The organism is Komagataeibacter medellinensis NBRC 3288, assembly GCF_000182745.2.
GTDB classification, from domain to species: Bacteria; Pseudomonadota; Alphaproteobacteria; order Acetobacterales; family Acetobacteraceae; genus Komagataeibacter; species Komagataeibacter medellinensis.
Genome location: NC_016027.1, coordinates 2664342 through 2689932 on the forward strand (window position 1 = coordinate 2664342; position 25591 = coordinate 2689932).

General features: G+C 63.7%; 22 protein-coding genes. 15 read left to right on the forward strand and 7 right to left on the reverse strand.

Annotated elements, in window-relative coordinates; genetic code table 11:
* Positions 1 to 9: 9 nt before the first annotated feature.
* Together pip and GLX_RS12515 are read left to right on the forward strand one after the other, a co-directional pair.
* On the forward strand, positions 10 to 963 hold the full coding sequence (gene pip, locus GLX_RS12510; protein ID WP_014106324.1) for a prolyl aminopeptidase: 954 nt from the start codon (positions 10 to 12) through the stop codon (positions 961 to 963).
* Entirely contained in the window at positions 963 to 1916 is a 954-nt protein-coding gene (locus GLX_RS12515; protein WP_014106325.1) for a retroviral-like aspartic protease family protein, read from the forward strand. The genes pip and GLX_RS12515 overlap by 1 nt, the downstream gene beginning before the upstream one ends.
* A gap of 42 nt (positions 1917 to 1958) precedes the next feature.
* Here the strand turns inward: GLX_RS12515 and GLX_RS12520 are convergent, their stop codons facing one another.
* Positions 1959 to 2444: a hypothetical protein gene (locus GLX_RS12520; RefSeq protein ID WP_014106326.1), complete on the reverse strand. Its 486-nt coding sequence runs from the start codon at positions 2442 to 2444 to the stop codon at positions 1959 to 1961.
* Between the two features lie 41 nt (positions 2445 to 2485).
* Positions 2486 to 2824, reverse strand: coding sequence for a P-II family nitrogen regulator (locus tag GLX_RS12525; RefSeq protein WP_041247412.1), 339 nt, complete (start codon positions 2822 to 2824; stop codon positions 2486 to 2488).
* A gap of 204 nt (positions 2825 to 3028) precedes the next feature.
* On the opposite strand from GLX_RS12525, the gene GLX_RS12530 reads away from it, so the two are divergent.
* From GLX_RS12530 to GLX_RS18215, 5 genes are all read left to right on the forward strand, one after another.
* Positions 3029 to 4261: a UbiH/UbiF/VisC/COQ6 family ubiquinone biosynthesis hydroxylase gene (locus tag GLX_RS12530; protein ID WP_014106328.1), complete on the forward strand. Its 1233-nt coding sequence runs from the start codon at positions 3029 to 3031 to the stop codon at positions 4259 to 4261.
* 59 nt (positions 4262 to 4320) lie between these two features.
* Positions 4321 to 5184 carry a serine O-acetyltransferase gene (cysE, locus tag GLX_RS12535; protein ID WP_014106329.1) on the forward strand — a complete coding sequence of 288 codons (864 nt, stop codon included), beginning with the start codon at positions 4321 to 4323 and terminating at the stop codon, positions 5182 to 5184.
* 4 nt (positions 5185 to 5188) lie between these two features.
* A complete protein-coding gene (locus GLX_RS12540; protein ID WP_014106330.1) occupies positions 5189 to 6445 on the forward strand; it encodes a TIGR03862 family flavoprotein in 1257 nt (418 codons plus the stop codon).
* Positions 6442 to 7959, forward strand: a complete 1518-nt coding sequence (locus tag GLX_RS12545; protein ID WP_014106331.1) for a helicase HerA domain-containing protein — start codon at positions 6442 to 6444, stop codon at positions 7957 to 7959. The genes GLX_RS12540 and GLX_RS12545 overlap by 4 nt, the downstream gene beginning before the upstream one ends.
* Before the next feature lie 251 nt (positions 7960 to 8210).
* Positions 8211 to 8453: a hypothetical protein gene (locus tag GLX_RS18215; RefSeq protein ID WP_158309239.1), complete on the forward strand. Its 243-nt coding sequence runs from the start codon at positions 8211 to 8213 to the stop codon at positions 8451 to 8453.
* 229 nt (positions 8454 to 8682) lie between these two features.
* Here GLX_RS18215 and GLX_RS12550 read toward each other — a convergent pair whose 3' ends face one another.
* Together GLX_RS12550 and GLX_RS18495 are read right to left on the reverse strand one after the other, a co-directional pair.
* Positions 8683 to 11619 (reverse strand): Rne/Rng family ribonuclease, encoded by a 2937-nt coding sequence (locus tag GLX_RS12550; RefSeq protein ID WP_014106333.1) that lies wholly within the window; start codon positions 11617 to 11619, stop codon positions 8683 to 8685.
* 363 nt (positions 11620 to 11982) lie between these two features.
* A complete protein-coding gene (locus tag GLX_RS18495; RefSeq protein WP_041247413.1) occupies positions 11983 to 12165 on the reverse strand; it encodes a hypothetical protein in 183 nt (60 codons plus the stop codon).
* A 113-nt stretch (positions 12166 to 12278) separates the two neighbouring features.
* Between GLX_RS18495 and GLX_RS12560 the strand changes: the two genes are divergently transcribed.
* Complete coding sequence (locus GLX_RS12560; RefSeq protein ID WP_041247868.1) at positions 12279 to 13202, forward strand: N-acetylmuramoyl-L-alanine amidase family protein; 924 nt, start codon at positions 12279 to 12281, stop codon at positions 13200 to 13202.
* 312 nt (positions 13203 to 13514) lie between these two features.
* The gene (locus GLX_RS12565) at positions 13515 to 15089 is read left to right on the forward strand and encodes a 2-isopropylmalate synthase (RefSeq protein ID WP_014106335.1); all 1575 of its coding nucleotides are present in this window, start codon (positions 13515 to 13517) and stop codon (positions 15087 to 15089) included.
* Between the two features lie 223 nt (positions 15090 to 15312).
* Here GLX_RS12565 and GLX_RS12570 read toward each other — a convergent pair whose 3' ends face one another.
* Positions 15313 to 15846: a hypothetical protein gene (locus GLX_RS12570; protein ID WP_041247414.1), complete on the reverse strand. Its 534-nt coding sequence runs from the start codon at positions 15844 to 15846 to the stop codon at positions 15313 to 15315.
* A gap of 304 nt (positions 15847 to 16150) precedes the next feature.
* On the opposite strand from GLX_RS12570, the gene GLX_RS12575 reads away from it, so the two are divergent.
* The 6 genes from GLX_RS12575 to GLX_RS12600 all read left to right on the forward strand — a co-directional run bounded on the left by GLX_RS12575 (position 16151) and on the right by GLX_RS12600 (position 22377).
* Entirely contained in the window at positions 16151 to 17197 is a 1047-nt protein-coding gene (locus GLX_RS12575; RefSeq protein WP_041247415.1) for a rod shape-determining protein, read from the forward strand.
* A gap of 143 nt (positions 17198 to 17340) precedes the next feature.
* The gene (gene mreC, locus GLX_RS12580; protein WP_014106338.1) at positions 17341 to 18258 is read left to right on the forward strand and encodes a rod shape-determining protein MreC; all 918 of its coding nucleotides are present in this window, start codon (positions 17341 to 17343) and stop codon (positions 18256 to 18258) included.
* A complete protein-coding gene (locus GLX_RS12585; protein WP_014106339.1) occupies positions 18255 to 18821 on the forward strand; it encodes a rod shape-determining protein MreD in 567 nt (188 codons plus the stop codon). Before mreC ends, GLX_RS12585 begins: the two co-directional genes overlap by 4 nt.
* 36 nt (positions 18822 to 18857) lie before the next feature.
* Positions 18858 to 20777, forward strand: a complete 1920-nt coding sequence (mrdA, locus tag GLX_RS12590; protein ID WP_014106340.1) for a penicillin-binding protein 2 — start codon at positions 18858 to 18860, stop codon at positions 20775 to 20777.
* Between the two features lie 50 nt (positions 20778 to 20827).
* The gene (gene rodA / locus GLX_RS12595; protein WP_041247869.1) at positions 20828 to 21985 is read left to right on the forward strand and encodes a rod shape-determining protein RodA; all 1158 of its coding nucleotides are present in this window, start codon (positions 20828 to 20830) and stop codon (positions 21983 to 21985) included.
* Entirely contained in the window at positions 21985 to 22377 is a 393-nt protein-coding gene (locus tag GLX_RS12600) for a DUF3293 domain-containing protein (protein ID WP_014106342.1), read from the forward strand. The genes rodA and GLX_RS12600 overlap by 1 nt, the downstream gene beginning before the upstream one ends.
* A gap of 217 nt (positions 22378 to 22594) precedes the next feature.
* Here GLX_RS12600 and glyS read toward each other — a convergent pair whose 3' ends face one another.
* Positions 22595 to 24655, reverse strand: coding sequence for a glycine--tRNA ligase subunit beta (glyS, locus tag GLX_RS12605; protein WP_014106343.1), 2061 nt, complete (start codon positions 24653 to 24655; stop codon positions 22595 to 22597).
* Positions 24656 to 24661: 6 nt separating this feature from the next.
* Positions 24662 to 25552 (reverse strand): glycine--tRNA ligase subunit alpha, encoded by an 891-nt coding sequence (locus GLX_RS12610; RefSeq protein WP_014106344.1) that lies wholly within the window; start codon positions 25550 to 25552, stop codon positions 24662 to 24664.
* Positions 25553 to 25591 lie beyond the last annotated feature (39 nt).

A 25591-nucleotide genomic window follows, 5' to 3' on the forward strand; every position in this document is an offset into this window, starting at 1 on the left:
GGAACGCCCATGCCCCAGGTCGCCTATCCTCCGATCGACCCCTACGATCACGGCTGGCTTGATACGGGCGAGGGGCATCGCGTGTACTGGGAACTGTGCGGCAACCCGGAGGGCATTCCCGTCGTGTTCCTTCACGGCGGCCCCGGTGGCGGGTGCTCGGCTTTCCAGCGCCAGATGTTCGATCCCGCCCGTTACCGCATCCTTCTGTTCGACCAGCGTGGCTGCGGGCGCTCCACCCCGCATGCCTCGCTTGAGAACAACACCACATGGCACCTCGTGGCCGATATCGAACGCCTGCGCGAGATGACGGGGGCTGAGTCGTGGATGGTATTCGGCGGCTCATGGGGGTCCACGCTGGCGCTGGCATACGCGCAGGCGCACCCGCAGCGCGTGAGCGCGCTGGTCATGCGCGGCATCTTCACCCTGCGCCGGGCGGAACTGCTGTGGTACTATCAAGATGGCGCGTCATGGCTCTTTCCTGACCTGTGGGAGCAGTTCGTGGCCCCCATCCCCGAGGGGGAACGCATGGACCTGATGGCCGCCTACAGCCGCCGTCTGACCGGCGATGATGCCGATGTGCAGATGCAGGCCGCCATTGCATGGAGCATGTGGGAAGGGCGCACCATTACCCTGCGTGCCGCCCACGGCACGGTCATGCGCCATGCCGACCCGCGTTACGCGCTGGCGTTCTCGCGTATCGAGAACCATTATTTCGTCAATGCAGGCTGGCTGGCGGAAGGTCTGTTGATCCGTGATATAGGGCGTATCCGGCATATTCCCGCCGTTATCGTGCAGGGGCGCTATGATGTGGCAACCCCGGTGCGCACGGCGTGGGACCTGCACCGCGCCTGGCCGGAGGCGGAGTTCCAGCTTGTGGACGTGGCGGGTCATGCCATGACCGAGCCCGGCATCCAGTCCGCCCTGCTGGCCGCGACGGACGCCATGGCCCGGCGCCTCGCCTGATGGTGGGGCTGCTTGCCCGCCCGGTCTGCGGCTTGCTGGTCGCACTGGCGCTGGGCGTACTGTCCGTAACCCCTGCCATGGCGCAAGAGGTGTCACGCCTGTGTAGTCATGAGCGCGTGGCCCAGGTGCCGCTGCGTGATGATGGGGGCTACCTTTCCATCGTGATCAGCATTGCGGGGCACAGTCTGAGCGCGCTGGTCGATACGGGTTCCGATGGCGGCCTGCTTACGCCCGAGATGGTGGGTTCCCTGCGCCTGCGCCTGGACCCCGACCACGAGACCATCGTGCACGGCACCGGCGGCGTGGCGCAGGCCACCCCCAATGCCATCGTACCCGACCTGCGGGTGGGAGATGTGGATTTCGGCGCGCGTTCCGTCCCGGTGGGCGAACTGCCCGGCCAGCCGATGATCCATCCCCCGGTGGCGGGGCTGCTGGGGGGTGATATTCTGTCGCGCTTCGATCTGGACATGGATGTGGCGGGCGGCACGCTGGCGCTGTGGAATATCCGGCATGACTCTGTGGCCTGCGCGCCACCACCGGCGTGGGACGGGCCGTATGAAACATTGCCCCTGCGCCGGCAGGACAACCGCTTTTTGCTGGAAGTTCAGCTTGCGGGCAGGCCGGTCACGGCCCTGCTCGACAGTGGGGCGCGTTCGCGCATCATCTCACCCGAAATTGCGCACCGCGCTGGCATCAGCCAGTCGGATCTGGCGCGCGATCCCGGTGGGGTTACGGCGGGGGTGGACGGGCATCAGGATATCTATCACTGGCACCGTTTCACTACCCTGCAGGTCGGCCACGAACTGGAGCGCAATGTCATGCTGACCGTGGCCCCGCTGCGTGAGCACCTTGAAATGCTGCTTGGATCGGACTGGTTCGCCCACCACCGGGTGTGGATATCCTATGCCACGAACCAGGCTTTTGTCCGCCCCGCGCGCAGGCCGGGTGGCTGAACCGTCCGGCCCACGGTCATGCGGGCCGGACGGGGTGGTGGGTCAGCCCTTGAGCTTCGTGTTGCACACGCTGTAATAGCCGCCGCCCGCCTGGATCCAGCGCAGGCCGCCATTGGCGTTGGTGGCCTTGTTGGCGTTGTACTGGTCAAGGCAGGTGTGCAAGCGCGCCTTGCCAGCCGATTCCTTGCTGTATTTCTCGGCAATGGCGGTGGGCATCGTGGCGTTGGTGGCGGCCGCAGTGGTAGCGGGGGCGGCAGCCGGTGCCGCGGGCTTGGCGGTCGGCGCTGCCGGAACTGCCGCCGCGGGTGCTTCGGCGGGCTTGGTGGTGGCCGCGGCAGTGGCCGTATCACCGCACTGGGCAGTCTTGAAATCCTTGTAGCTCTGGCCATTCAGGCTGCCTGCGGTGCGGGCGGCCGCGAATTTCTGGTGGCAGGCCTTGGATGTCTCGCGGGCCTGGGCCACGCCGCCGCACAGGGTCAGGGCAAGGGCCGATACGGCCGCGATCTTGAAACGGTAGGATGAAGTCATGGTAAGGGGTCAATCCTGAAATGACTGAAAAAGGAAGGGGCTTAAAGCGCGCTGTCACCCGTCTCGCGCGTGCGGATACGGATGACGCTGTCCAACGGGGAGATGAAGATCTTGCCATCACCGATCTTGCCGGTATGGGCGGCTTCCAGAATGGTTTCCACGGCCTGTTCGACCATCTCGTCAGCCACGGCAACCTCAATCTTGATCTTGGGCAGGAAGCTGACATGATATTCAGCACCGCGATAGATCTCGGTCTGCCCCTTCTGGCGGCCAAAGCCCTTGACTTCGGATACGGTCAGTCCCTGTATCCCCAGTGGGGTCAGGGCCTCACGCACGTCGTCGAGCTTGAAAGGCTTGATGATGGCTGTGACAAGCTTCATCGCACCGGGTCTCCATTTTTGCTGTCGCGGTCCGGCTGACCGTGGGTGAAGGATAGGGTAACCGTTCCGTCTATACCCTGATCGGGTAAGGCATGTCATCCGCCTTCACATGCTCCCTGACCGGCAAGTGCGCTTGTGCGTTGCTACCCGGGGAGAGTAAATCCGTTGGGCTTGCCCCAGACAGGGTTCAGAACAGGAAACGACATGAACGCGAACACGCCATCTTCCACAGCATCCGGGGCCCTTGGGGTCGATGTCTGCATTGTGGGGGCCGGGCCTGTGGGGGCAACACTGGCCTGCCGCCTTGGGGCTGCGGGTATGCAGGTTGCCATTATTGATCGCGCGGCCCTGCCGCCCATGGAACACCCGGCTTTCGATGGCCGGGCCTATGCCATTGCCGCAGGCTCGCGCCGCCTGCTGGAGGCGGCGGGCGTGTGGCAGCGCCTGCCCATGGAGTCGTGCGAGATCCGCGAGATCCGCGTGACCGATGGCAGGCCGGGGCGGCCGCCTTCGCGCCTGTTCCTTGAATTCGGCCCCGATGATGCCGACCAGCCCTTTGGCGCCATGATCGAAGCCCGTGCCCTGCGCGTGGCGCTGAATGCATCCCTGCACGCAACGCCGGGCGTGCATGTTTTCGCCCCTGATGAGGGCAGCGTGACCCGCAGGCCCGAAGGGGCGGAAATCCGTACCACCAGCGGCCGGGTCATCCATGCCCGCCTGGTTGTCGCGGCTGAAGGGCGGCGCAGTCCGCTGCGCGAGCAGGCACGCATCGCCGTGACCCGCCTGCCGTACAACCAGTGTGGCATTGTCTGTGCCGTAGCCCATGAACGCCCGCATGAGGGGCGCGCGTTGGAACACTTCCTGCCCGCAGGCCCCTTTGCCCAGCTGCCCATGGCGGGAACGGCGGAGCATCCCAACCTGTCCGCCCTGGTCTGGACCGAGGGCGAGAAGGTGGCCCACCGCCTGGCGGAACTGCCGCAGGTGGCTTTTGCCCATGAAATCCGCCGTCGTATGGGCGATGAATGGCTGGGTGCCGTGACCCCGGTGGGGCAGCGCTGGGTCTATCCGCTTTCCGCGCAGTACGCGCAGCGTTATGTCGATACGCGGCTGGCGCTGGTAGGCGATGCGGCGCATGGTATCCACCCCATAGCGGGGCAGGGGCTCAACCTTGGCTTCCGTGATGTGATTGCCATGGCCGATATCCTGATGGGCGTGCATGCGTGTGGGGGGGATGTGGGCGCGCCCGATGTGCTGCGCTCCTACCAGGCGCGCTGCCGACCTGCCAACATGCTCATGCTGGCTGCAACCGATGCGCTGGAGCGTCTGTTCGGCAACGATAACCCCGTGCTGCGCCTGGCACGCGACGTGGGGCTTGCCACCGTCAACCGCATAACACCGCTGCGCCGTAGTTTTGCCCGCCACGCCATGGGGCTGTAGGCGGCACTTGCCCTGCCCGCACGTAACCAACCGGGCCAGATGGCCGGAACGGATCTGTCATGTCTGAAAAACAGCCTGCTGCCCTTTCCATGCCGCCGCGCAGGCAGCCCGTGCTGCCCCCCACGCTGGGGCATGTGGACCCTCACGACCTGTGGCAGGAAATCGTCAGCGGCGCATGTGGCTGCAACGACCCGCTGGTCAAGGGCCTGCTGGCCACCGGCATCCGCAACCATGGCTCGTTCCGTGGTGCACTGGCGGCCCTGATCGGGCGCAAGCTGGGTGATCGTTCGGTAGCGGATGACGCGCTGGCCGAACTGGTGACGGAAGTGTTCGATGCCGATCCCGATATCGTGGCGGCGGCGGCGGCAGACCTCGTGGCCATTCGTGAGCGAGACCCCGCCACGGCGGAATACGTGACACCGTTCCTGTTCTTCAAGGGCTACCATGCGGTGCAGAGTTACCGCGTGGCGCACTGGCTGTGGCATAATGGGCGCGGCTACCTTGCCCTGCACCTGCAAAGCCGCTGCTCCGAGCTGTTTGCGGTGGATATTCACCCTGCCGCCCGCCTGGGTCGGCGCATCCTGCTGGACCATGGCACGGGAATCGTGATTGGCGAGACCTCGGTGCTGGAGGATGATGTCTCGCTGCTGCAGGGCGTGACGCTGGGCGGTACCGGCAAGAACGTGGGAGACCGCCATCCCAAGGTGCGCCGGGGCGTGCTGATCGGGGCGGGGGCCAAGATTCTGGGCAATATCGAGATTGGCGAGGGAGCCAAGGTGGGGGCGGGGTCTATCGTGCTTGAATCCGTCTCGCCCTACACCACGGTGGTGGGTAATCCGGCGCGCCCGGTGGGCACGCGGCATTCCAGCCTTCCTGCCTTTACCATGGACCAGATGCTGCCACCCATTGACTATATTATCTGAGCGTATGACCGAATTCGTTTTCAGACCGCATGTGGCGGTCATTGGTGGCGGCCCCGCCGGGCTGGCCTGTGCCGAGATCCTGTCCGACCGGGGGTGTGCCGTCAGCGTGGTGGAGCAGATGCCCACCATGGGCCGCAAGCTGCTCATGGCCGGGCGCGGTGGGCTGAATCTGACCCATACCGAGACCCCCGCGCTCTTTGCCGCCCGCTATGGCACGGCACAGCCCATGATGGCGCGCGCGCTGGCGGCCTTTACCCCGTGCGACATGGTGCAGTGGGCCGAAGGACTGGGTCAGCCCTGCTTTACCGGTAGCAGCGGGCGTGTATTCCCGCGCGCCATGAAGGCTTCTCCCCTGCTGCGCGCGTGGCTGGCGCGTCTGGCGGAGCGGGGCGTGCGCCTGCTCACCCGCCATCGCTGGGAAGGGTGGGATACGGAGGGCAGGCTACGTGTGCGCGGCCCCGGTGGGCAGGCAGGCTGGCGGGTCAACGCCACCGTGCTGGCCATGGGGGGCGCAAGCTGGGCGCGGCTTGGGGCGGACGGCGCATGGCGTGAGCGCCTGCTGGCACTGGGTGTGGATGTTGCGCCCTTTGCCCCCGCAAATTGTGGCTTCATGACTGACTGGAGCGCGGATTTTACAAATCGTTTTGCCGGCACGCCCCTGCGCGGCATTGCCCTGACGGGCCCGAATGGGCAGACCGTGCGCGGAGAGGCTGTCGTGACCGGAACGGGCCTGGAAGGCGGTGCGGTCTATGCCCTGTCGGCCACGATTCGTGACCGGATTGCCCGTGATGGCCATGCCTTTGTCCATATCGACCTGCGGCCCGCGCTGGGGGTGGCGGATATTACCACCCGCATTGCCCGCGTGCGGGCGCGTGAAAGCCTGTCCAATACCCTGCGCAAGGCGCTACGGCTTACACCCGAGGCCATTGCCCTGCTGCGCCAAGGCGGTGATGGCCCGCTGCCACGCGACCCGGCGGCGCTGGCCCGGCGGGTCAAGGCCGTGCCGGTCATGCTGCGCGCGCCAGCGGCACTGGACCGCGCCATATCGGTTGCAGGCGGCATTGCCTGGTCTGCGCTGGACGAACGGCTCATGCTGCGTGCCCTGCCCGGTGTCTTTGCCGCAGGCGAGATGCTGGACTGGGAAGCGCCGACGGGCGGCTACCTTCTGCAGGGCTGTATGGCCACGGGGCGTCTGGCGGGTGAAGGGGCATGGGAATGGTTGCGGGACTCGCAGCGCGGGCGGTATCCGTCAGCGCCATGAGTGTTACAATCACGATCGGGGACCGGCGCGGGGCTGTTGCGGGTGATGCCCCGGTAACCATGGACCTTGCCGAACTGCTGTCCACCCGCCTGCTGGTGCAGGGCAATTCCGGTTCGGGCAAGTCGCACCTGCTGCGCCGACTACTTGAACAGTCGGCCCGCATGGTACAGCAGGCGATCATTGACCCCGAAGGCGATTTTGTAAGCCTGGCGGAGCGTTTTGGTCATCTGGTGATCGATGCCGCCGAACATACCGAAGCCGCCCTGCAGGCTGCGGGCGAGCGGATGCGCGTGCATCGCGCCTCTGTCGTGCTGAACCTTGAGGGCGTGGATGCGGAAGTGCAGATGCGCCGCGCCGCCGCCTTCCTTGGTGGCATGTTCGAGGTGCCGCGTGACTACTGGTACCCCGTGCTGGTGGTGGTGGATGAAGCCCAGCTTTTTGCGCCTGCGGCAGCGGGCGAGGTCTCGGATGAAGCACGCCGGGCCTCGCTTGGCGCCATGACCAACCTTATGTGCCGTGGGCGCAAGCGCGGGCTTGCAGGCGTAATCGCCACCCAGCGCTTGGCCAAGCTGGCCAAGAATGTCGCGGCCGAAGCCTCCAACTTCCTCATGGGGCGCACCTTCCTCGATATCGACATGATGCGCGCAGCCGACCTGCTGGGCATGGAGCGCAGGCAGGCTGAGAGTTTCCGTGATCTGGAGCGTGGGTATTTCGTGGCCCTCGGCCCTGCCGTATCGCGCCGTCCGCTGGCCGTGAAGATTGGCCCGGTCGAGACCGAAAGCCGTTCCGCAGGTCCCACCCTGATGCCGTTCGAGCCGATGGCGGTGGGTGAGGAAATACGTGAACTGATCCTGACCCCGGTGCCCGAGCGTGAGGTGGTGCCGCGCGCGCCGCGCAACTTCAGCCCGCCGCCCGATATCCTGGCCCAGCTTGCCGCCCATGCCGATACCGCGACGGTGGCGGAAACCGGGATGGAAGCCGAGGAAGCCCCCCCTGTGGATGCGGCGGCCCTGCGCCAGCGCTTTCTCGAGATCCTGACCGACATATTGCGTGACGAGGATGCGGGGTTCCGCCCCGTGCATGTGCTGTACCAGGATTTTCTGGTCCGCTGCCGCATAGAGGGCATGGGCCGCGATGCGCTGGACATGCCGCGCTTCCGCCGCCTGCTGGCGGTGGCCCGCGCTGGTGTGGACGTAGAGACGGCAGAAACGGATCAGTGGCAGCAGGCCGAACAGATGGCCGTCGTGCTGCCTGAGGACATACAGGGTATCTTCCTGCTGATTGCGCGCGCCGCCCTGCAGGGTCAGCCCTGCCCATCGGACAGCCTGATCGCGCGCACCTATGGCACCCATTCCCTGGGCCGCGCCCGCCGCCAGTTGACCTATCTGGAGGAGCAGAACATGATCGTGCTCCGTAATGACGGGCTGGGTCGCCGGAGTGCTGCCATTATCGGTCCCGGCTGGGAAACCGCGCCCGCAATGCCCGATGGGCGGACGGGCCAGAACCTGCCCTAGCCTTTACTCCGCACGCATCTATTCGCCACTGCCAGCGGGCACAAGATTTGAGTGGAAATCAAGCGATACGGGATGGATGCCTCGCTCCGTCCTGTCATGCATGCTGTTCGTGTCAAGGAGTTGGCCTGAAACGGCGCATTGATGAAAATCGGGAGGATCGCAGTTTCTGGGCGTTGTCTTTTGTCGTAAAAGCGATGTTTTCTAACAGATTGTCGGATTTGGACTTTTTGCGCAATAATATTGCTTGAATTATGAAAATAATAGAATTTCTAAAACAGGAAACAGGAAACAGGAAACAGGAAACAGGAAACAGGAAACAGGAAACAGGAAACAGGAAACAGGAAACAGGAAACAGGAAACAGGAAACAGGAAACAGGAAACAGGAAACAGGAAACAGGAAACAGGAAACAGGAAACAGGAAACAGGAAACAGGAAACAGGAAACAGGAAACAGGAAACAGGAAACAGAAATATGTTTTCATAAGTTATGAATAATATCCATTCCAAATCCCGATCCGACAGCCTGATAAAGCTTTTTTTGGAATAGATTCACCAAAAATATTGATGATTTCAGGGTATTACCAGTCTGGTCTTTTCAGACAGCCTGCCCGCGCTGGCTCATGGGCTGAATGTTGATGGCCGTGACGGGACCGCGTAACAAAAAACCTGCCTTCTTGCGAAGGCAGGTTTTTCTGTTTTCAGCCTGTTAGCATGGCTGCGCTGTTCAGCGTTTCCACCAACCGGTGCGGCGGCGGGGCGCGGCTTCTTCCGCTGTATCCGCTACCGGAGTTTCGGTCGTGCCGTCCTTGGCTTCCGTGGCGTCTTCCGCTTTCTTGCGGCGGCGGGCACGGGTTGCGGTTGCAGGCGTGGTGGCTGCCTTGCGGGTTGTAGCCCGCTTGCGGGGTGCTGGCTTGGGAGCGGCTTCACCAGCGGTTTCCGTTGCCTCCACAGCCGCATCCGCTGCCGCAGCTTCGGTTTCCACCTTCTTGCGGCGCGTCACGCGGCGGCGCTTAGGGGCTTCTTCCGTCGCCGTGGCATCGGCGGTTTCCGCAGGTGCTGCAGGGGTTTCCGCCGGAGCGTCAGCGGGTTCATCTGCCTTGGCCGTCTTGCGGGTGGCACGGCGGCGCGTGGTAGCCGCCGTGCCCGTGGTCGTGCCCGCAGCCTTGCTGCTGGCGCGCCTGCGGGTGGGCTTGGCTTCAGCCTTCGCGGCCTCCTCATCCTTTGCCGGTGCTTCCGTCTCGGCTACAGGCGCAGCTTCCGCTGCCGCAGCCTTGGTGCGGCGTGCGGTTGTCGTTGCGCGGGTAGCACGGCGGCGGCGCGGCTTGGGCGCTTCCTCCACCGTTTTGGCCGGGGCGGCTTCAGCTTCAGGCTCCGCTACCGTTTCCGTTACCGCGTCGATTGCCGGTACTGCTGCAGGGGCGGGAGCCTCTACGGTGGCTTCAGGTGCGGCTTCGCTTTCCGTCACGCTCTCTTCAGCCGGCGTGCGACGGCGTGAGCGGCGGCGTGAGCGGCGCGGCTTGGCTGCAGCTTCTTCCGCAACGAGCGCATCGGGGGTTTCCACCACTTCCACCACGACAGGATCGGCTTCCGCTACCTGTTCGACAGGGGCCGTGGTCTGTTCGATCACATCGAAGATGTCGATGATCGCATCCCCATACGGGTCTGCCGGGGTGGGGCCACGATAGGCTTCGGGAGCGGGGACTGCGGGGGCCGCTTCGGTCGCCTGAGCGACCTGCGTTGTGCCCTCGTTCCCTTCCACTGCGGTCTGGTCAGCCTGGGTGGCGGAACCACCACGGCGGCGACGGCGGCGACGGCGACGGCGGTGGTCGGTTCCCGATGCGATGTCCTCGTCCTCATCCGTGCTGGCGGCGACTTCAGGCGTGGCTTCGGCAGCAGGGGGGTCGGCCTGGATCTGGATCTCGCGCACATGGCTGCTTTCAGCCGGGGCATGCTCGATAATCGCCGGGGCTTCGAAGCGGGCCGTCTGCGGGCGGACACGCTCGATGGTGCAGTCCTGCGCCTGCAGGGCGGCGTCAGGTGCGAAGACGACCTGCATCTTGTGCCGGGTCTCGATTTCACTCAGCCAGGTGCGCTTGTTGTTGAGGATGTAGAACGCCACTTCCGGTGCAACCTTGACCGAAAGCTCAGCAGCCTTGCGCTGCATGCCCTCGTCCTCGATCGCGCGCAGCACATGCAGTGCCGAGCTTTCGATTCCGCGCACGATGCCGGTGCCCATGCAATGCGGGCAGGGCATGAAGGCGGACTCGGCAATGGAGGGGCGCAGGCGCTGGCGTGACATTTCCAGCAGGCCGAAATGGGAGATCTGGCCAACCTGGATGCGCGCGCGGTCGGTGCGCAGCGCGTCCTTGAGCTTACGCTCGACCATGCCGTTGTGCTTGCGGCTTTCCATGTCGATGAAGTCGATCACGATCAGGCCGGCCAGGTCACGCAGGCGCAGTTGACGGGCGACTTCCTCGGCTGCTTCCAGGTTGGTGCGCAGCGCCGTTTCCTCGATATTGCGCTCACGCGTAGCGCGGCCCGAGTTAACGTCGATCGCGACCAGCGCCTCGGTCTGGTTGATGACCAGATAGCCGCCCGATTTCAGCTGTACGGAAGGCGAGAGCATGGAATCCAGCAGCCCCTCCACCTTGTAGTGCGAGAACAGCGTCTGCTCGTGGTCCTGCCACAGCCGCACTTTCTGCGCGTTCTGCGGCATGAGCATGCGCATGAACTCACGCGCGGACTTCCAGCCCGGCTCGCCATCGATCAGGATCTCGCCCACTTCGCGCGTGTAGATATCGCGGATGGCGCGCTTGATCAGGCTGGCTTCCTCGTAAATCAACGCGGGTGCGACCGATTCCAGCGTATGCTGGCGGATGTCGTCCCACAGACGCAGCAGGTATTCGCAGTCGCGCATGATTTCGGCGCGCGGGCGCTGGGCACCGGCGGTGCGCACGATCATGGCCATGCCGCGCGGGATCTGTAGTTCGGTAATGATGTCACGCAGGCGGCGGCGGTCGGCCACCGACGTGATCTTGCGTGAAACGCCCCCGCCACGCAGCGAGTTGGGCATCAGTACGCAGTAGCGGCCCGCCAGTGAGACGTATGTGGTCAGCGCAGCACCCTTGTTGCCACGTTCTTCCTTGACCACCTGCACCAGCAGGATCTGGCGGCGGCGGATGACTTCCTGGATCTTGTAGTTGCGCAGGAAGCGCGCGATACGGCGCTGGGCCTGTGCTTCGTCGCCGGTATCGTTCTCGCCGCCCACGGTTTCGGGCTCGTCACTTTCGGTGCCTTCTTCCGTGTCTTCGGCGGCGGCGGGCGCGTCCTCTTCCTCGTCGTCACGCGCGCGGCGTTCTTCTTCCGCGCGGCGTTCTTCTTCCTGAAGGGCCAGCAGTTTTTCGCGGTCGGCTACGGGGATCTGGTAGTAATCGGGGTGGATTTCGCTGAAGGCGAGGAAACCGTGGCGGTTCCCGCCGTAATCCACGAACGCGGCCTGGAGGCTGGGCTCCACGCGGATGACCTTGGCAAGGTAGATGTTGCCCTTGAGCTGCTTCTTGGAAGCGGCTTCGACATCGTAATCCTCAAGGTGGTGACCATCCATCACGACCACGCGGGTTTCTTCCGCGTGGGTCGTGTCGATCAGCATGCGTTTGCTCATAAACAGGCGTACTCCGGTATGTCGCGTTCCGGCATCCGGGCTGCGCGTGCACGATGTGGCGGCAGGAGGGAGCAGGTGGAACGGACAGAAATATTAAAAATAACGCGACCGGACCCGGAAAGGACACCACCGCGCGGCGCGCGGGCGGACAGACCATGCATGGCGACCGGATGCGGCGCGCAGTGGCCGCTCGCAGTCAGGCATGGTGTCATCGCATGTGCGCAGAGGGGAGCGCGTGGTGTTCAATCCATCCTCGGTCATGGTTGGGGAGGTGCCGTCCGGCCCGATTGCCGGGGCGGGGCCTCCGTATCGACTTGTATGCCATCCGGTTTCCTGTCGATGGGGAACACCGGCGCGGCAGCTTCAGGTCATGCGCTGCATGTGCTCCCACGCCGTGGCGTGGCCGGAAAACAGGCCGGTAAGCGTATGCCGCGCATGCATGATGCATGCCGGATGGAGAAATAATGCCCTGCGGGCATCCCGCCAGGCCAATCCTGCCTTTTGTGGCAGGTGGATCTGGTATGGTCCATCACGGCTGGGAAGCATGACGCAATGCGGCCCTTCCTGCAAGGGTGCATGTGTTTATCCCGCTGACGCGCCGCCCGTATGGTGGTAAGGGAAGCAGGTATGCCGCAACTGTTATGACCGGAAGCAAGACCATGCCCCCATCCCGGCCTGATGGAAATGATGCCGCCGCCCGTGCGGGCAGCCTTGCCCGCCGTACGGTCGTAGGCGGGCTTGGCCTATGGGTGCCGGGTGTGAGCGTGGCCCGCACGCTGGTGCACACGCCTGCCCACGCGGCGGCCGCCCACCATGCCACTGCCACGCATGCGGCGCACCCCGTGTTGCACGCACCGGCCATAGTGGGGCGCGCGGCGCCACCCAGGCCGCTGATCATGCTGGACCCCGGCCATGGCGGCAAGGACCCCGGCGCCATCGGCATTTCCGGCACGTATGAAAAGCATGTGGCCGAGGCCGCGGCCAGCGAACTGCAACGCCAGCTTGAGGGCAGCGGCCGCTACCGCGTGGCCATGACCCGCGCCGATGACCGCTTCATCCCGCTTGAGGGGCGGGTGGACATTGCCCACAGCCACAAGGCCGCGCTGTTCATCTCCATGCATGCCGATGCACTGGTGGACCGTGGCGTGCGCGGCGCCAGCGTGTACACACTGGCAGCGAAGGCGTCGGATCGGCAGACCGCCATGCTGGCTCAGACGGAAAACAGCGCCGACCGCTTTGGTGGCCCCCGCGTGCATGCGGATTCGCCCGAAGTGCAGGAAATCCTGGCCAGTCTCGTGACCGAGGAAACGCGCCACGGCGCGGCCCATATGGCCAGCAGCATCGTCTCCTCATTCCGTCCGCGTATCGGGCTTTTGCAGCACCCCTCCCGCCATGCCTCCTTCGTGGTGCTCAAATCGGCCGATATCCCCTCCGTGCTGGTGGAGATGGGGTTCATGTCCAACCGTATGGACGAGGCTGCCCTGCGCCAGGCGGCCCACCGCATGGTCGTGGCGGGTGCGATGGTGCAGGCCATCGACCGGTATTTCGCAACCGACAGTATGGTCACCCATGCCACGGGCTGAAGGGTGGGGTGGCGTACTTTTGCGGTTGCAATCGGGGTTCGCGGCTGTATTGTGCCCGGCATGGTAACGACAGCGCACATCGTGGGGATCGGATCGGGCGCACATGCGCACGCCGCCGCGCGCGCATGTGCCGGTGCCGGGCTTCTTCGTCTTCGACTTATCCGCCCCTGAGCGATCAGGGCCGGCTGCGTGCCGGCGCGCCCAGGGGATTGATCGGATCGGTTATGCCGGTTCGCGAACACGAAATGACAGGCGCACCCAGGCGTGACGCCTCCCGCATCCCAGCAGGACCCAGGTCCCGAGGTTAGTACCATGAGCATCGACCATCCCTCCTTTGGCCGTATCGATCCCAACCGCGTCATCATTTTCGACACCACGCTGCGTGATGGCGAACAGTCCCCCGGTTTTTCCATGAACCTGGCTGAAAAGCTGCGCATGGCCGAAGCGCTGGAAGAACTGGGCGTGGATGTGATGGAAGCGGGTTTTCCCGTGGCATCGAAAGGGGATTTCGACAGCGTTCACCAGATCGCGCAGAAGGTGAAGGAGACCGTCGTGTGCGCTCTGGCGCGCAGTGGCGGCAGGAACGACATCGTCAGTGCGGGCGAGGCGATCAAGCCGGCAAGGCGTGGGCGCATCCACAACTTCATCTCTACCTCGCCGCTGCACATGAAGTACAAGCTGCGCATGGAGCCTGAAACGGTTCTGGAAGTGATCGAGGCGGGCAACCGCGCCGCGCGCCAGTTCACCGATGACGTGGAATGGTCCGCCGAGGACGGATCGCGGACCGATCCCGACTTTCTGTGCCGCTGCGTGGAAACCGCCATCCGCGCGGGTGCGACGACCATCAACATCCCCGACACGGTCGGCTATTCTACCCCCGAGGATATGGCCCGCATTTTCAATGATCTGCGCACCCGCGTGCCGGGGGCGGATGGTGTTATCTTCTCCACCCACAATCACAATGACCTGGGGCTGGGTGTCGCCAATACGGTTGCGGCGCTGAAGGCGGGCGCGCGGCAGGTGGAATGCACCATCAACGGCATTGGCGAACGCGCGGGCAATGCGGCGCTGGAGGAAATCATCATGGTGCTGCGCACGCGCCACGATGTGCTGCCCTACACCACTGGCATCCATACCGAACGCCTGCTGCGTACCTCACGCATGCTGGCCACCATTACCGGCTTTGACGTGCAGCCCAACAAGGCCATCGTGGGCCGGAACGCGTTTGCGCATGAAAGCGGCATTCATCAGGACGGCATCCTGAAGAATGCAGCGACCTATGAGATCATGACGCCGGAAAGTGTGGGCTGGAACCGGACATCGCTGGTGCTGGGCAAGCATTCGGGCCGCGCGGCCTTCCGCGATAAGCTCAAGGCGATGGGCTACGACAACATCGAGGAAACCGAGTTCAACGAAGCCTTCACCCGCTTCAAGGACCTGGCCGACCGCAAGAAAGTCATCTACGACGAAGACCTGGTCGCTCTGGTTGATGATGAAGTGCGCGACCATGCCCGCATCCGCTTCGTGTCACTGGATGTTACGGCCGGGTCCCGCCGTCCCGCCACCGCCGATTTGGTGCTGGAAGTCGATGGTGCGCGCAAGGAAGGTCATGCCGAAGGGCAGGGGCCGGTTGACGCGGCATTCAACGCCATCCGCACCATTGTTGCCCATGATGCCACCCTGCAACTGTATTCCGTGGGTGCTGTGACCGAAGGCAGTGATGCGCAGGCCCGCACTTCGGTCCGTCTGGAAGAAGATGGCAAGCTGGTGGACGGGCAGGGCGCGGATGCCGACACGCTGGTTTCCGCCGTGCGGGCTTATGTGCATGCGCTGAACAAGCTGCTGGTCAAGCGCGATCGGGCAGAACCCGCAGCTCTGGATACCTGATGGGCTGTTTTCAAAAGACCGTCCGCGAAACGGGCGACAGGTGAGGGAAGGTTTCTGATGAAGCTTTTTTCAAAAAGCTTTGGATAAGGCTGCCTTCCTGAAAAAAGGCAGCACCCGGAAACGTCTGTTGTTCTTTATCGGAACTCTATTAGGTGGTGCGACCCTGTTATAGTGCATGAACCGGCGCCCCACGGCAGGTCTCCCGCCGTGGGGCGCCGTGTGTTCAGTAACCGTCGTAATCTTCGGGATAGGCACCTTCCTGCTGCGGATAGGCGGCCGGCCCGTAACCGCCCTGCCCGTAATAACCGGCGGGCTGCTGTCCATACCCGCCCTGCTGGCCATAATAGCCGCCCTGTTGAGGGTAGCTGGGCTGGGCATAGCCCCGCTGCTGTGCGCGATAGGCCGGGCGTGCGGTGCCTGCCGCCTGTGGGCAACTCTGTGGCGTGTAGCCCGGGGGTAGCACGCGGCCATCGGGGCAGATGGTGGAGGGAGCCTCCCTGCGTGGGCGCCGTGTTGGCGTGGTGGCGGCTCCTATCGCGGCCCCACCTGCGGCACCGGCCAGCGCGCCAATGGCAGCCCCCTGTCCGCCGCCTGCCAGTCCGCCAATAAGGGCGCCACCGCCCGCGCCAAGCAGGCCGCCGCCAATGGCGCGCTGGCCGGGGTCACGGGTGTCCTCGCATGCGCTCAGTCCAAGGCAAAGCCCGGCTGCCAGCAGGACTGCCGGGCGGATGGTCACGCGGGGGAATAATGTTTTCATACAGGTTTTTTCCGCTTCTGCACTGTGGTGCCTGACAGGCATCACAGGCGGGTGAATACGGCTAAGATGATACGTGCGATATGGTTTGACCATGACCAAAGAGGGGCAATTTGTAACAATTCTCGTGGCTCTGGTAATTTTAATGAATTAAAACGATCTGGCCTCTTGCCCCTGCCTGCCTGCGCCGGTAATCCCTCGGGCTTACCCAGACGGTTTTCGACATTACGCAGGTATGTCATGAGGGCATGCGGTGCCGGTCGGGATGTGGGACGGTCCAGTCTGGTGTTATTGTCGGGAGTTCTGCATGTTTGCTCGCGTTCTGGGTCTGCTTTCCGCTGACATGGCGATCGACCTTGGCACGGCGAATACGCTGGTTTACGTGAAGGGGCGGGGTATTGTCCTGAACGAACCTTCAGTTGTCGCGCTGGCAGAGGTGCGGGGCAAAAAGCAGGTGCTCGCGGTGGGTGAAGAAGCCAAGCAGATGGTAGGCCGCACACCGGGCAACATCACGGCCATTCGCCCGCTGCGCGATGGCGTGATTGCCGACTTCGAGGTTGCGGAAGAAATGATCAAGCATTTCATCCGCAAGGTGCATAACCGGCGCATGTTTGCAAGCCCGCTGATTATCGTATGCGTCCCCTCCGGCTCCACCGCCGTCGAGCGCCGCGCGATTCAGGAAAGTGCGGAAAGTGCAGGCGCGCGCAAGGTTTTCCTGATCGAGGAACCCATGGCCGCCGCCATCGGTGCGGGCCTGCCGGTAACCGAGCCTTCGGGTAGCATGATTGTTGATATCGGCGGCGGCACGACGGAAGTGGCGGTCATCTCGCTGGGCGGGATTGTCTATGCCCGTTCCGTGCGTGTGGGCGGCGACAAGATGGATGAAGCGATCATCTCCTACATCCGCCGCAATCATAACCTGCTGATCGGTGAAAGTTCGGCTGAGCAGATCAAGATCCACCTCGGTTCCGCCATGCCCCCCGATGATCCGGAGGATCCGGGGCCGTGGCGTGATGTCAAGGGGCGTGATCTGATCAACGGTGTCCCGCGTGAGGTCGTGGTCTCGCAGGCACAGATCGCCGAAAGCCTGGCCGAACCGGTCAGCCAGATCCTGGATGCGGTGACGACCGCGCTGGAAAACACGCCACCCGAACTGGCGGCTGATATTGTGGACAAGGGCATTGTCCTGACCGGCGGCGGCGCGCTGCTGTACCGTCTGGATGAAGTGCTGCGGCGAGCAACCGGCCTGCCGGTTACGGTGGGTGAGGATGCGCTGTCCTGTGTTGCGATGGGCACGGGGCGTGCGCTTGAGGAAATGAAGCGTCTGCGCAATGTACTGACAAGTATGTACTGACGGACAGGACAAGTACGCTGCCTGCTGCGTGTGGAAGGCAGCGTGCCCAGGGGGAGACGCAGGACGATGCAGGTCCGGCGACCAGGCAGTATGGGACAACCCGGCAGGCGTGACGACAGCGTTACGCCTGAAGGGGCGGACTGATGCCTGTTTCCATCCAGTTCCGTCAGGCGCTGGGCAAGCTGGTCCTGCCCGCGCTGATTCTTGTAGCCTGTGGCGTAATCCTGCTGGGCAAGGCGGATCGCGTGCTTGTCGAACGCCTGCGCATGCAGACCGCCGACCTGCTGGCCCCTGCCTACGCGCTGGTGGAGTGGCCGCAGGCCAAGCTGCGCTGGCTTTCGGGTAACTTACAGGACATCCGTAATCTTGAGGCCGAGAACATCCGCCTGCGCGCCGAGAACGAATCGCTGCGGCACTGGTATGATGTGGCGGCGGCGCTGGCAGATGAAAACGGCACGCTGAAAGCCAACCTGCACTGGATTCCCGATAACGCGCCCACCTTCGTCAGTGGCCGCGTGGTGCGCGATACGAGTGGGCTGTACGCGCGCGCGGTGCTGCTGGCGATCAACCCCGATACAGCGGTGCGCAAGGGGGGCATTGCGCTGGACGGCGCGGGACTGGTCGGGCGCGTGACCGAGGTGGGCAGGCGCTCGGCGCGTGTGCTGTTGATTACCGACTCGTCCAGCCGCCTGCCGGTAACCCTTGAATCCAGCCACGCTGCCGCCATCATGGCGGGCGACAACTCGCCCCTGCCGCGCATCATCTTCTATCCGCAGGATAATGTGCCGATCGAGGGGGAGCGTGTCGTGACCAATGGTGAGATCGAGAGCCTGCCCGCTGGCCTGCCGGTGGGGCATGTGCATTATGTGCGCCCCGGCCAGCCCGTGGTGGTGCCGGCGGCAGCATTGGACCATGTCGATATTCTGCGCATATTCGACTATGCCGACAGCGTGGCCCCCCCCGATGCGCCGGGCCGTGTGCCGCTGCCCCCACCAGTTGGGGGTACGCTGTCGCTGCCCACGCAGTTTCTGCCCCATGTGAACCAGGGGCTGCATGGATGAAGAACTTCACGCCGCCGCCCATCCGTCCCACCATCCACCCGCGCACTGGGCTTGGCTACCGCATTGACCATGGCGTGCGCAGTGCCGTGCCCTGTCTGTTCGTATTTTTCGCCACCCTTGTGCTGTCCGCGCCGCTCAACCTGCCGGGGCAGGTGGAACTCATGCCCGCGCTGGTCATGGGCACGGTGTTCCTGTGGTCGGTATTCGTGCCTGCGGCCATGCCTTCGCTTGCGGTGTTCGTGCTGGGATTATGGGCGGATATACTCAGCTTCGGGCCGGCCGGGGTCATGCTGCTCATGATGCTGATCGTGCATGGTGTGGCTCTGTCCGGGCGTTATATGCTGTCACGGGTTAATTTTTTTGTACTCTGGCTTGTGTTTGGCGTGGTGATGGTGGGGGTTACGGCGCTACAATGGGCGCTATGTTCCGCACTGGCCTTGCATATTGTGGAGTTTCTGCCTTTTGTTTTCGAGACAGTCCTGTCCTTCGGCAGTTTTCCTGTCCTGTATGCAGGGTTTGTCTGGACTTACCGTTTTGTCGTCAATAACACGGATCGATCCTGAGACGGATGTAACAGTGAGTCCGGGCCGGATGAGTGCATGAAGTTGCGTAAGAAGAAATCCGGCACCCGGCTCATGTCCCGCCCCGAGGAAGGCAAGAACCCTTCACGTGGCGTCTTTACCCGCCGTGCCCTGCTGCTCATGGCGGCGCAGGGAGCAGTACTGGGTGCATTGGGGGAACGCCTGTACGGGTTGCAGGTTCTCAACGGCAGCCATTATGCAAAGCTTGCGGAAAGCAACCGCCTCAGCAAACGCTTCTTTGCGCCCCCGCGTGGACGCATTACCGACCGGTTCGGTATTTCGGTCGCGGCCAACCGCGTCAACTGGCGTGCGTTGCTGCTGGCGGAGGAAACCAGCGACATTCCCGGCACGCTGGAGCGTTTTGCCCAGCTGGTGCCGCTGGAGCCGCGCGACACCACGCGCATCGAGCATGAACTGCGCCACAAGCGGCGCTTCATTCCGATCATGCTGCGTGATTTCCTGTCATGGGATGACATGGCGCGGCTGGAGCTTAACATGCCTTCCCTGCCGGGTGTGCTGATCGATGTCGGCACTACGCGGGTCTATCCTTTTGGCCCGTTGCTGGCGCATGTGGTGGGTTATGTTGCCCCACCTGCGGAAAAGGACGTGGTGCACAATGCCGAACTGGCGTTGCCGGGCATGCGCGTGGGCCGCTCGGGCATTGAGCAGACGCAGGATAACAATCTGCGCGGACAGGTCGGGTCGGTCGAGATGGAGGTCAACGCCGTGGGCCGCGTCATGGCCGAGCTTGACCGTGATGAGGGGCTGACGGGCGACGAGATCACACTGACCATTGACAGCGGCCTGCAGCAGCAGGTTCTCGGCCACATTGCCGACCAGTCGGCCAGCGCCGTGGTGATGGACTGCCGCAATGGCGAGGTGCTGGCCATGGTCAGCAACCCCTCTTTCGATCCCGCGCTGTTCGATAGTGGTGTCAGCCAGGCGCAGTGGGTCGAATGGACCAATAACAGCCAGACACCGCTGATCAACAAGGCGGTATCGGGGCTGTACCCGCCCGGTTCCACTTTCAAGCCCGCCGTAGCCATGGCGGCGCTGCGCGCGGGCACGCTCTCGCCCAGTGATCGGATCAGCTGCCCCGGTTATATTGACGTGGGCGGCACGCGCTTCCACTGCTGGTCGCGCTACGGGCACGGTTCGATCAACCTGCGTCAGGGTCTTAAATATTCGTGCGATGTGTTCTTCTATGAAGTGGCGCGCCGCACCGGCATGGACGTGATTGCCGCAACATCCGAACTGTTCGGGCTTGGGGCCAAGTTGCCCGAGATTGAACTGCCGCATGTGCGCCAGGGTCTTATTCCCACCCCCACATGGCGGCGCGCGCATGGTCATCACTGGAATGGGGGGGACACCATTGTCAGTGGCATCGGGCAGGGATTTGTGCAGGTCACGCCGCTGCAACTGGCTACCTATGCCTCGCGCATTGCCACAGGGCGCAATGTGCAGCCGCACCTGATCCGTTCGGTTGCGGGGCGGCTTGGGGGGCTGACCGATCTGGGCCACGCGCCGGGCATGGACATGCCTGCGTCCTTTTTCGATGATATCCGCGCAGGCATGTATGCCGTGGTGAATGAGGAAGGCGGCACCGCGCCCAAGGCCCGGCTGAATATTCCCGGCGTGCAGATGGCGGGCAAGACCGGTTCGGCGCAGGTGCGCCGTGTCTCGCGGGCTATGCGTGAGAGCGGGCACTTCAATTCCGCCAGCCTGCCTTGGGAATACCGGCCCCATGCGCTGTTCATCTGTTACGCGCCCTATGATGCGCCGCGTTATGCCACTGCTGTGGTGATCGAGCATGGCAATGCGGGTGCCGATGTGGCTGCCCCCCTTGCGCGCGACATCATGAGCGATACCCTGCGCCGGGATCCGGTCAATCACCGTGAACCGCCGGGGCAGGAAGTGGCGCAGGCCGACGTGGACTGATCCTGGTCTCCGCGCGTCGCGCCATGTCCATGCCTGTTGTGGAGAATGGAATGAAATTCCAGAAGCGCCTGCTGCGCGCCGAACCCAATTTCCAGATCCTGACCAAGCTGTGGCAGGTCAACTGGCTGTATGTGATCCTGATCTGCGCGCTGGCAGTGGTGGGGTATATAGCGCTGTATTCCGCAGGTGGCGGCACGTCGCGCCTGTTTGCCGGCCCGCAGTCCCTGCGCTTCTGCTTTGGCGTGGTCATGATGCTGGGGATCGCGTTGATGAGCCCGGCCTTCCTGGTACGTATGGCGTGGCCGCTCTATATCTTCTCGCTTATCCTGCTGGTGGCGGTGCTGCGCATGGGGCATGTGGGCAAGGGGGCGGAGCGATGGCTCATGCTGGGCGGCATGCAGGTCCAGCCATCCGAACTGGCCAAGATTGCGCTGGTGCTCATGCTGGCGGCGTGGTTCCACAAGATCAGCTACCGCAACATGGGCAACCCGTTGCTGCTGGTCCCGCCCGCCCTGATGGTGCTGGCGCCCGTGGCCCTTGTGCTCAAGGAGCCCAATCTGGGCACTGCCGTTATCATCGGTACGGTGGGGGCAAGCATGTTTTTTGGCGCGGGGATGCGGCTGTGGCAGATCGCGCTGCTCATCCTGCCGGTACCCATGCTGGCCAAGGTTGCCTACAGCCACCTGCATGATTACCAGAAGGCGCGGGTCACTACTTTCCTGCATCCTGAAAGCGATCCGCTGGGGGCGGGCTACAATATCATCCAGTCCAAGATCGCGCTGGGGTCTGGCGGTATGTGGGGGCAGGGCTACCTGCACGGCACGCAGGGACAGCTTAACTTCCTGCCTGAAAAGCAGACCGATTTCATTTTCACCATGATTGCCGAGGAATGGGGTTATGTTGGCGGCATTACCGTCATTGGCATGCTGCTGCTGCTGGTCTTTGGCGGCATGCTGATCGCCATGCGCAGCCGCAACCAGTTCGGTCGCCTGCTGGGGTTGGGCATTTCGATGAACTTCTTCCTGTACTGCGCGGTCAACCTGTCCATGGTGATGGGGGCGATCCCGGTTGGTGGCGTGCCGCTGCCGCTTATTTCCTATGGCGGGTCAGCCATGCTCATGGTCATGTTTGGTTTCGGGCTGCTCATGTCCGCATGGGTGCATCGCAATTCCACCTTTGGCGAGGCCACACAGGGGGAAAAGGACTGATGGCGGCCATTATGCCGCCCACGCCTGCCGTTGCGCGTGCCTACCGCCTCAGCACCTATCACGCACCCGGCCTGCCGGTTGTGCGCATTGGCCACCGGCCGTCGTGGCGGGGCGTGGTGCCGCAGGGTGATGTGGTCCTGCTCAGCGCGTACAATCCTGGCGGCAGGCGGCGGCCCGATGGCTGGAACCGGCGTATGATGCGGCGGCTGGCCAGTGCCCTGGCGGGGTTGCCACATGTGCTGGGTGAAGGGCGGCTGGGGCGGTGGTCCGAACCGCTTTATGCCGTCCGAATGCCGCTTGCGCGCGGGATCGTGCTGGCGCGGCGGTTCCGGCAGAACGCGGTGGTCGTGCTGCATGGCAATAGGCCCGCGCGACTGGTGTACCTGGCCTGACCTTGAAAAAACCGGATAACCGTAAGGAAGTTTTTGGGTGTCGCCTTTTTTCAAAAAGGTGACGTCTTCTGAAGCTTTTTTGAAAAAAGCTTCACCAAAAACTTTTGTATGATTACGGGCTGTTTGCCGGGCAGCTTTTGAGAAACCTTAAAAAGAATGCCGCCCTTTTGCAAAAAAGGCGGCATCCAGGAACGTCTCTTGTTTTGCAGGCAGTCTCCTAGCCTTCAATCTGGCTGAAATCCGCGATCAGTACCGTCATGCGGCACAGTTCGGACAGCAGGCGCAGGCGGTTGGCGCGGACTGCCGGGTCGGGATCGTTGACTGTGACCACTTCAAAAAAGCGATCCAGCACGGGGCGCAGGCTGGCAACATCACGCATGGCGTCGGCATAGCGTTCCTGTGCTGTGGCCTGTTCCACGGCGGGGATGGCCTTCTGCAGGGCCTCGGCCAGAACCTTTTCCTCTGTCTGGGTGTACAGCGCGGGGTTGGGCGTGCCTTCATGCGGGCCGTCCTTGCGGTCTTCGATACGCAGGATGTTGGCCGCGCGCTTGGTCGCCGCCAGCATGTTGCGCCCGTCATCGGTGGCCAGCATGTCGGCTATGGCGGTGGCACGTGCCAGCAGGCGCACGATGTCGGTATCGGTATTGCCAACCGATACAGCGGCCAGAATGTCATGCCGCGCACCTTCGCTGCGCAACTGTACGCGCAGGCGGTCAGCTATGAACTCGGGCAGCACATCAAGGTCGGGTGCAAGACGCAGGGCTTCGGGCAGGCCCTGTGCCGCTTCCCACAACACCTTGGCCAGGTCCAGCCGCAGCCCGTTTTCACGGATGATGCGGATCACGCCCAGCGCCGCGCGCCGCAGGGCATAAGGATCGCCTGAGCCACCGGGCTTTTCACCCACCGCGAAGAAGGCGACCAGCATGTCGATTTTGTCGGCTAGCGCCACGGCCACCGCAACCGGGGCGGTGGGCACGTCATCCTGAGGGCCGCGTGGCATGTAATGCGCGCCAATGGCATTGGCCACGGCATCGGGTTCCCCGTCATGACGGGCGTAATAAGCCCCCATGATGCCCTGCAATTCGGGAAACTCGCCAACCATGCCGGTGGTCAGGTCGGCCTTGCACAACAGGGCCGCGCGTTCGGCCTGCGCCACATCGGCCCCGGTCATGCCTGCCAGCACGCCTGCAAGGCGGGTGATGCGTTTTACACGCTCGCCCTGGCTGCCAAGGGATGCATGGAAGACAATCCGGTCAAGGTCGGGTACCCGGCTTGCCAGCGTGCGCGCACGGTCCAGATCCCAGAAATGGCGGGCATCGGCAAAACGCGCGCGCAGCACGCGCTCGTTGCCCGCAATGGTCAGCGCCCCGCCATCGCTGGGCAGCAGGTTGGCGACAAACGCAAAGCGCGGCGCGGCCGAGCCATCGCTGTTGCGCAGCGCGAAGTAGCGCTGGTTCACGCGCATGGAGACCTGCATCACCTCGGGTGGCAGGGTCATGAACGCATCATCGATCTGGCCAAGGAAGGGTACCGGCCATTCAGTCAGGCCCGCCACTTCATCAATCAGACCGGGATCGGCCACCACGTTCAGCCCTTCCTCACGCGCAAGGCGGGCAACACCTTCGGCAATGGTGGTGCGGCGCACGCTTGCATCGGGTTCCACCTGGCGGGCGCGCAGGCCGTTCAGCCATTCCTTCGTGCTGGCAACGGCAAAGGCACCGGGCGCGGTAAAGCGGTGGCCTTCGGTCAGGTTATCCGCCTTCAGGCCATGGCCGTTATCTTCGCCTTCCGCCAGCGTGAAGTCCACGACCTGACCATCAAGCAGGCACACGATCCGGCGCAGCGGGCGCACCCATGTAAAGGCGCTGCTAACACCCCAACGCATGGATTTGGGCCATGGGAAGCGACGCAGCAGGCCGGGCAGCACATCGGCAACCTGCCGTGCCGCGGCAACGGGCGGGATCGTGCGGTGCAGTACCCAGAAGCCGTTTTCAAGCACCAGTGCGTCACGTTCCACGCCATGCTTGCGCATGAAGCCGGCCAGCGCCTTTTCCGGCGCGCTTTCACGCGGGCCGCGTTCATCTACCGTGCCGCCGGGCACCGTTGCATCCACTGTCAGGGACAGCGCAATGCGGCGCGGGCCGGCATAGGACGTGGCGCCCTGCGGGTTGAGCGGGGCCAGTGCCTCGCACACAAGGCGTTCAAGGTCCGCCGCCGCGCGTGCCTGCATGCGGGCGGGGATTTCCTCGGAGAAGAGTTCGATCAGAAGTTCGGGCATGGTCTCTTATTCCTCGCCCGCCAGCCATGTTTCACAGCAGCGTTTGGCTAGCGTGCGCACACGACCGATATAGGAAGCGCGCTCGCTTACGCTGATCACGCCGCGCGCATCAAGCAGGTTGAACAGGTGGCTGGCCTTGAGGCACTGGTCATAGGCGGGCTGCGCCAGCCCGGCTTCGGCAAGGGCGGTGGATTCGCGCTCGGCATCAATGAAGTGACGGTGCAGCATGTCCACATCGGCTACTTCAAAGTTGTGGCGGGAGTAGTCCTGCTCCGCGCGCAGGAACACGTCGCCATATTTGAGGCCCTGTCCGTTGAAATCGAGGTCATAGACATTCTCGATCCCCTGCACGTACATCGCGAGGCGTTCCAGCCCGTAGGTTAGTTCGGTCGAAGGCATGACGGTGGGAATGCCGCCAACCTGCTGGAAATAGGTGAACTGCGTCACCTCCATTCCGTCGCACCAGACTTCCCACCCCAGGCCCCAGGCGCCGATGGTGGGGTTTTCCCAGTCATCTTCCACAAAACGGATGTCGTGTTCCAGCGGGTCGATGCCAATGGCGCGGTAGCTGTCGAGTAGCAGTTTCTGGCTGTCTTCCGGCGTGGGTTTGAGCAGCACCTGATACTGGTAGTAATGCTGCAGCCGATTCGGGTTTTCACCGTAACGGCCATCGGACGGGCGGCGGCAGGGCTGCACGTAGGCGGCCTTCCACGGTTTTTTTCCCAGTGCGCGCAGCGTGGTGTGTGGTGAGAGCGTGCCCGCGCCGACTTCCGTGTCGTAGGGCTGGAGAATGGCGCAGCCCTGATCGGACCAGAACTGGTGCAGCTTCAGGATCAGACCCTGAAACGACAGCGGGCGCGGGGTGGTGGGTGATCGGGGCACGGGGGCCGGGTCCATGAACAGGATGCTCCGCTAAACAGGGACAGGAGTATGCGC